This is a genomic window from Limnospira sp. PMC 289.06 (assembly GCF_032350395.1).
In the GTDB taxonomy this organism is placed as follows: domain Bacteria; phylum Cyanobacteriota; class Cyanobacteriia; order Cyanobacteriales; family Microcoleaceae; genus Limnospira; species Limnospira platensis.
Map to the genome: position 1 here is coordinate 1 of NZ_JARPLC010000193.1, position 5907 is coordinate 5907.

At 44.9% G+C, this 5907-nt stretch carries 13 protein-coding genes and 2 pseudogenes; 6 read left to right on the forward strand and 9 right to left on the reverse strand.

Translation table 11 applies throughout. The annotated features are described in order from the left end of the window. Window positions 1-369 precede the first annotated feature (369 nt). A pseudogene (locus tag P5674_RS22740) lies at window positions 370-526 on the forward strand (transposase); the annotation flags it as partial. Between the two features lie 937 nt (window positions 527-1463). On the opposite strand, the gene P5674_RS22745 reads toward P5674_RS22740, so the two are convergent. Together P5674_RS22745 and P5674_RS22750 are read right to left on the reverse strand one after the other, a co-directional pair. Then, the gene (locus P5674_RS22745) at window positions 1464-1913 is read right to left on the reverse strand and encodes a type II toxin-antitoxin system VapC family toxin (protein ID WP_014277048.1); all 450 of its coding nucleotides are present in this window, start codon (window positions 1911-1913) and stop codon (window positions 1464-1466) included. Next, window positions 1897-2103, reverse strand: a complete 207-nt coding sequence (locus P5674_RS22750; RefSeq protein WP_014276959.1) for a hypothetical protein — start codon at window positions 2101-2103, stop codon at window positions 1897-1899. Before P5674_RS22750 ends, P5674_RS22745 begins: the two co-directional genes overlap by 17 nt. A 465-nt stretch (window positions 2104-2568) precedes the next feature. On the opposite strand from P5674_RS22750, the gene P5674_RS22755 reads away from it, so the two are divergent. Next, window positions 2569-2781, forward strand: a complete 213-nt coding sequence (locus tag P5674_RS22755; RefSeq protein WP_006615890.1) for a type II toxin-antitoxin system VapB family antitoxin — start codon at window positions 2569-2571, stop codon at window positions 2779-2781. After that, a complete protein-coding gene (gene vapC, locus P5674_RS22760) occupies window positions 2768-3175 on the forward strand; it encodes a type II toxin-antitoxin system VapC family toxin (protein ID WP_006615889.1) in 408 nt (135 codons plus the stop codon). The genes P5674_RS22755 and vapC overlap by 14 nt, the downstream gene beginning before the upstream one ends. Before the next feature lie 47 nt (window positions 3176-3222). Here vapC and P5674_RS26725 read toward each other — a convergent pair whose 3' ends face one another. Further along, on the reverse strand, window positions 3223-3411 hold the full coding sequence (locus tag P5674_RS26725; RefSeq protein ID WP_373869272.1) for an NACHT C-terminal alpha/beta 1 domain-containing protein: 189 nt from the start codon (window positions 3409-3411) through the stop codon (window positions 3223-3225). Here P5674_RS26725 and P5674_RS22765 point away from each other — a divergent pair. Then, a complete protein-coding gene (locus P5674_RS22765) occupies window positions 3345-3503 on the forward strand; it encodes a hypothetical protein (protein ID WP_014276958.1) in 159 nt (52 codons plus the stop codon). The genes P5674_RS26725 and P5674_RS22765 overlap by 67 nt on opposite strands. Window positions 3504-3564: 61 nt before the next feature. On the opposite strand, the gene P5674_RS22770 is transcribed toward P5674_RS22765, so the two are convergent. The 3 genes from P5674_RS22770 to P5674_RS26730 form a co-directional block, all read right to left on the reverse strand. After that, the gene (locus P5674_RS22770; RefSeq protein ID WP_006615845.1) at window positions 3565-3906 is read right to left on the reverse strand and encodes a type II toxin-antitoxin system PemK/MazF family toxin; all 342 of its coding nucleotides are present in this window, start codon (window positions 3904-3906) and stop codon (window positions 3565-3567) included. Further along, window positions 3899-4090, reverse strand: a complete 192-nt coding sequence (locus tag P5674_RS22775) for a hypothetical protein (protein WP_006615844.1) — start codon at window positions 4088-4090, stop codon at window positions 3899-3901. The genes P5674_RS22770 and P5674_RS22775 overlap by 8 nt, the downstream gene beginning before the upstream one ends. Window positions 4091-4176: 86 nt before the next feature. Next, window positions 4177-4434: an NACHT C-terminal alpha/beta 1 domain-containing protein gene (locus P5674_RS26730; RefSeq protein WP_373869273.1), complete on the reverse strand. Its 258-nt coding sequence runs from the start codon at window positions 4432-4434 to the stop codon at window positions 4177-4179. A 135-nt stretch (window positions 4435-4569) separates the two neighbouring features. On the opposite strand from P5674_RS26730, the gene P5674_RS22785 reads away from it, so the two are divergent. Together P5674_RS22785 and P5674_RS22790 are read left to right on the forward strand one after the other, a co-directional pair. Continuing rightward, window positions 4570-4779: a hypothetical protein gene (locus tag P5674_RS22785; protein ID WP_197535915.1), complete on the forward strand. Its 210-nt coding sequence runs from the start codon at window positions 4570-4572 to the stop codon at window positions 4777-4779. A 2-nt stretch (window positions 4780-4781) separates the two neighbouring features. Further along, window positions 4782-5048 (forward strand): type II toxin-antitoxin system RelE/ParE family toxin, encoded by a 267-nt coding sequence (locus P5674_RS22790; protein ID WP_006615780.1) that lies wholly within the window; start codon window positions 4782-4784, stop codon window positions 5046-5048. A 20-nt stretch (window positions 5049-5068) separates the two neighbouring features. On the opposite strand, the pseudogene P5674_RS26735 reads toward P5674_RS22790, so the two are convergent. From P5674_RS26735 to P5674_RS22800, 3 genes and pseudogenes are all read right to left on the reverse strand, one after another. After that, window positions 5069-5176 (reverse strand): annotated as a pseudogene (locus P5674_RS26735) (NACHT C-terminal alpha/beta 1 domain-containing protein); the annotation flags it as partial. Window positions 5177-5205: 29 nt separating this feature from the next. Then, window positions 5206-5436 carry a hypothetical protein gene (locus P5674_RS22795; RefSeq protein WP_006615789.1) on the reverse strand — a complete coding sequence of 77 codons (231 nt, stop codon included), beginning with the start codon at window positions 5434-5436 and terminating at the stop codon, window positions 5206-5208. Further along, a complete protein-coding gene (locus P5674_RS22800) occupies window positions 5424-5738 on the reverse strand; it encodes a hypothetical protein (protein WP_006615788.1) in 315 nt (104 codons plus the stop codon). Before P5674_RS22800 ends, P5674_RS22795 begins: the two co-directional genes overlap by 13 nt. Between the last annotated feature and the right edge of the window lie 169 nt (window positions 5739-5907).

A 5907-nucleotide genomic window follows, 5' to 3' on the forward strand; every position in this document is an offset into this window, starting at 1 on the left:
TTATCCATTTCTGGGCTTCCTATAGGAATTTGTATGAGTTAGTTCGTTTTGACCTGGGGTTCCCTGCCTTATTTGGTATATTTCTATACCGAATGTTGGGACATATAAACAGTTATGAGGATGGTCAGGAGAGATCTCCTTATATTCAACCAAGGGGTTTAAGTCCCCACCAGGCGGTTATTTCAGGTATTTCAACCCTATTTCATGCCTGAACGTCTCGCACTTTGTATATTTATATACCAAACGTTGGGACATATAAACAGTTATGGGATGGTCAGGGTACGAGTCCCTTATATTTCACCAAGGGGTGAAAGTCCCACTCGGAGGTTATTTCAGGCATTGCAGCCTTATTTGACTCCTAAACGTCTCGCACCATGCCGTTTACTCTATCTTCCGCCTTATTCGCCAGACCTCAACAAGATAGAGAAATGTTGGTCGTGGTTGAAAGCCCGCATTCGCCATTGCACGTGAGCAGTTTGATTCTCTCGATGATGCCATGGATTCCGTTCTCAAGGCTGCGTCCTAACCACCTTGACTAATGCTATATATCTACACCGTGACTAGTGGGCATATCCTAACCATTACAGTTAGGCATTAGCTTTCAGTCACATCCTTTTCCCTTAAAGGCATACGCTTACACTTTTCGCTACTCCACAAGTACATCCTGCCACTTGAGAGCCAATGAGGGGTTTAAACGTTCCATCTATGCGGGCATTCCATCTTTAGATTCGTCCTATCCACCGGGGTACTTTAAAGGTCTGTGAAGGTGGTGGTAATATACCCCTTCTTTTCCCCGTGCTCTTTTGAGCGCAGCGTATCAACCTATTTCGCTACTAGAGTATTACGATGGTTCAAGCCGGACATTCGGTTTCCCTAATCATGGATGGTTGGCAGTGGTCGCTTTTGGTAGTAGGTTCTACTTCACGCCTTCCGTTCCCCGCTTCAATCCCAGAGTTGTGATTCCCGAAACTGGGGGTGGCTATCGCCTTTACCCTCAACATACTTTGTAACAAATTGTTAGGATTTATTACAAAGTATGTTGACCTGGGGTTCCCTGCCTGGTTTTGGTATCTTGTGATACAAAACGTCGGGACATATAAACAGTTATGGGGATGGTCAGAAACGAGTTGTCTTGTATTCAACCAAGGGGTTGAAGTCCCCACTAGGAGGTTATTTCGGGCATCTCAGCCCTATTGAACTCCTAAACGTCTCGCACTTTGCTGATATTTTAGCGAATTTGAGAACTTGGGGTGAGGGTTCGGAAACCGGGTTTCTGGGTGGCTGCTTAAATCTCCCCTAACCAGGTTTCAATGGCGGACATCAGATTCGGTTGATTGGGGGGAAAGGCCTTTTAACGGCGCTTCTAGGGGGTCGTCCGTGAGGAAGGCGATCGCTTCTACCGAGACGCTTCGCGATCGCTATTTCCCCCGTCAGACAAAAGGCGATGATTCTGGGTGGGTTGATTAACGGTGACTCGGAGCGATCGCCTCAATTTGGGAACACCAAGAAAAGTCCTTGATATTAAACGTGTAGATGCTGTTCACTTCATGGGCTAACACGATCCAAATATGCAGTAAATCAAAAACTCCTCCATTGGTTACAGGTCTTTCTGCCAATAAACCAATCCAACCTTCAAACAGCTCCACCGGAGTTGAAAGTAAGCAGATATGGGGCATCTGACAAATCCGGTTAATGCGGATAATTGCTTCCGTTGGCTGTAAAGGCGTGGCTAAAATAGCGGGATTAGTAATATAGGAGTAAAATTCCGCTAAAACCTGCGATGAGACACACAAAATTTCCCTTTCGGTCGGTCTAAATATTTCTAAGGCGGCTTGATGTTGAGGGGCTTTGGTATTAGCAACATAAGCCAGGATGTTCATATCCAGATAAATTCGTTTAGCTTCCCCTGCCATAAAGCATCGTCCGATTAAAGGGCTGGAGAATTTCGCTGGCAAAAAACAAGGAATTCAAGTCTGATTCTGAGATATTTTCTCGGGTTGATTGTTTCTGCTGTTGATTAATAGTTTTAAAAGTTTCTATCATCTTGTGAATTTGCTCGATTTGTTCTGGGGTGAGTCCGGTGATATCAAGAGTTTGAGTCATTTTTGAGTTGGGGGCTAGGGGTTGTTGACATTTTAGCTAATTTTGGTGCTAAGGGTCAGAAACCGGGTTTCTTGGCTGCTTAAATCTCCTCTAACCAGGTTTCGATTCTCCTACCCAGACACTTCCGGAACGCCTATATCAGATTCCCTTGATTCGGCGGAAAGCCTTTTAACGGCGCTTCTAGGGATTCTGAGGTGAGAAATCGTGCTCTCCTAGGTCAACGCCGAAGCGATCGCTTCTGGGGTGGGTTGGGTCGGGGTGGAAACGGTTTCGCTACCTAAGAGGATGGCACGGTGGGGGAGGAGGTGGGGCGCGTTTTAGGGTTTTGAGGTGGCGATCGCATTTCCGGCGAGGTCTTCCTCGGTACAAGTGATTTTCCAAATCAGGGGGACATTGAGTCAGAAAAATGTTAATATAAGTAAATCGGCACGACAATAAATCTGAACATAAAATCAACCACTAGCGATGAAAAAGTCCATCGAACTCAATGAAGAATTGGTGAAAGAAGGATTGCGCTTAACCAATATTCAGACAGAACAAGAATTAATTAACTTGGCTTTATCCGAGTTAGTCAAAAACCGCAAAAAACGAAATTTACTCGATTTGAGTGGACAGATTCAATTCTCAACAGATTACGACTATAAAGCCTTACGGTTAAACCGGAATGTTTTTGATTGATACATCAGTTTGGATTGCTGTTTTCCGAGACAAGACTGGTACAGTTGGTCAATCTTTATCAGAAATTATTAAGGAGCAACCCATTTTTTTGAGCCGATTTACTCAAATGGAACTGTTGCAAGGTTGCCGATATGAACGGGAGTGGAGGTTATTAGAAACCTATCTGCAAGACCAAGACTATATCGAACCAACTCCTAATACTTGGGTCGCGGCTGCCCGAATTTATTACGATTTACAACGACAGGGATTAACGGTTAGAAGTAGTATTGATTGTTGTATTGCTCAACTGGCGATCGCACATCAGTTGATCTTAATTCATAATGACCGTGATTTTGAGACAATTGCAACGGCAACCAGCCTTAATAGTTTACGCTTTCGACCTGACAATAATTAATTATCAACTCTCCTCTAACCCTATTCTAACCTAAAAAATGCCAATCCTCAAATCTCCCCTAACCAGGTTTCGATTCTCCTACCCAGACGCTTCCGGAACGCCGATATCAGATTCCGTTGATTGGGGGGAAAGCCTTTTAACGGCGCTTCTAGGGGGTCGTCGGTGAGAAATGCGATTCTCCTACCCAGACGCTTCCGGATCGCAATTACCCCCGTCAGTTTTTGGCAAAAGGCGATCGCTTTTGGGGTGGGTTGAGTCCGGGTGGAAATTCGCCGCCGAAGAGGATGGCTCCGTGGGGGAGGAGGTGGGGCGCGTTTTAGGGTTTTGAGGTGGCGATCGCATTTCCGGAGGGGTGGCGGGTTCCGGGGGATTTTCCTCTGCGAGAGAGGCTATGTTTTGGGTTCAGTATCCGTGCTTTCTAAGTCTAACCATAAGCGTAAAATTGTTTCAATTTGTGACAACTGCTCTGGATCTAATTCACCTAATTTTTTCAGAAGTTTTGCATGAGGAATGGTAATCAGGTTTTGTACGTCGAAAACTCCGGGTTTGAGAAACCGGGTTTTAATCTCAACTTCAAAACGTGAACCTCTAGGACTGGTGGTGTGGGGAATCAATGTTGTTAATGCTCTATCCTGCATGAGGGCAGGAATACTCACCACAAGACAGGGCCTAACCTTGGCGGTGTAACCTAAATCGACAAGCCAGACTTCTCCCCGGTTAGGACTACTCATAATCTGCTTCTTGCTCATCTAAGGCTAAAAATAGTTCTTCTGCATTGAGGACTAAATCCTCATCGGTCAAAGGGGGAACGTCAAAATTGATAACTCGCTTGAGTATTTCTGCTGCGATCGCCTGTTGTTCTGTCTTCGGCAACTCATCAAAGTTTTTGAGAATTTCTTGAGCTAGGGTATTCATAACAGTTCAGTCCGCTTCGTTACCCAAAATCAGGTTTCAAGGTCAATTCCAATTTTATCCTAAGTTTCAGGCAGAACCCCAGTTACTTAAATCTCCCCTAACCAGGTTTCGATCGCCGATATCAGATTCGGTTGATTGGGGGGAAAGCCTTTTAACGGCGCTTCTAGGGGTTCTGAGGTGAGAAATGCGATTCTCCTACCCAGACGCTTCCGGAACGCAATTACCCCGGTCAGTTTTTGGCAAAAGGCGATCGCTTCTGGGGTGGGATGTTCACAGTCCGTGAGGAGGAGGGCGCGGTGGGGGAGGAGTTGGCGGCGTTGCAGTGGTTTGAGGGCGCGGCGCAGTTGGGCGGGGGTTTTGGGTTCCGGGGGGTCTTCGTCGGGACATGGGGTGTCTCAGGATGGGGTGTGGTGGGGGGTGCCGCTAAGTGGTGAAGTAGAATATCATTAAAGGTGATTGAGTACCGTGAGGCTTCGTCAATGATGACATTTAATGATATAGTTGAAGGAATTAAAAGTCTTTCTACTAATGAAAAAGAAGAAATTCAATCATTGTTGCAGCAGTATCTCCGTGAAGAACGTCGCGATAAGATTTATGAGAGTTTCCAAGCAGCCCAGAAAGAACAACAACAAGGAAACCTCAAGTTTTCTAACCAGATTGACGAATTGAAACAACTGATTGATGAATAATCATGGAAGTTAGTTTCAGTTCGGCTTTTAAACGGGCTTTACAAAAAATGCTTAAAGGGAATGAAAACTTAGAGTCAAAATTTTGGCAAAAACTAGAAATATTTACGTCAGACCCTTACGATCCGAGCTTAAGAACCCATAAGCTATCAGGAAAACTGAAGGATTTATGGAGTTTCACTGTAGATTACGACGTGAGAGTATTATTTTATCTTACAGAAGATAACAAGGCTATTTTTGTTGATTTCGGCAGCCATGACGAAGTTTATTAAGGGGTTAAAAACTCTGTTTCTCAAATCTCCTCTACCCAGGTTTCAATAGCAGATATCAGATTCGGTTGATTGGGGGGAAAGCCTTTTAACGGCGCTTCTAGGGGTTCGTCGGTGAGAAATGCGATTTTTGCTTGGATGTGAGTTCGGTTGATTTTTTTCAGGTATTAACAAGATTTTGTTGACCGAGTTCTAGGGAGATGCCACTGATGCGATCATCTCCAGGACGATAGGACAAGACTTCGATGCCAATGGGTTCATGGGTATCTCCATCTTTAAACAGGATAATATCGTTCTCAAGTTCGGTCGCAATTTGATTGGGACGGGGAGATTTCCAAAAAATGGTTAAAAGTTCGGTTTCGGGTTCGTAAAATACTTTTATTTGGGCCATAATTTCGCTCCGTTTTTTATTGCATCAGTTTGGTAAGCGGTAATCAAGTAACCCTCGCCATTTAAACGCCGAGCAACAGCAACTAGCCATCTTTGTGCTTTGATGGTGCGATAAAATAGCAAAACGTTAATATCGCGCTGACTTTGGTGAATGGCATCGGGTTGATTCAGGGTTTGCTGAATTTCAGTTTCAAAATGGGTAATATCGGGATGTTTGATCAGCAATGTTTGCCAGTAGTTTTCGGTGGTGCGGACTGTAAACCCTAGGGGTGTAGAAACAATGAATTTAACGATTGGTTCCATCTGTGGGCAATTGGGCTAGGGCTTATTGATATTTTAGCGGTTCTGGCTGTGTGAACTACCCCACCCTGCCGCCCTAGAGCATGGGGCTTCCTGATTCAACGGGAACTGCATCCAACAAAACCGATGTTTTGCCAGGTTGTCTTACACTCCCGACCCAGGCAGTATCGCC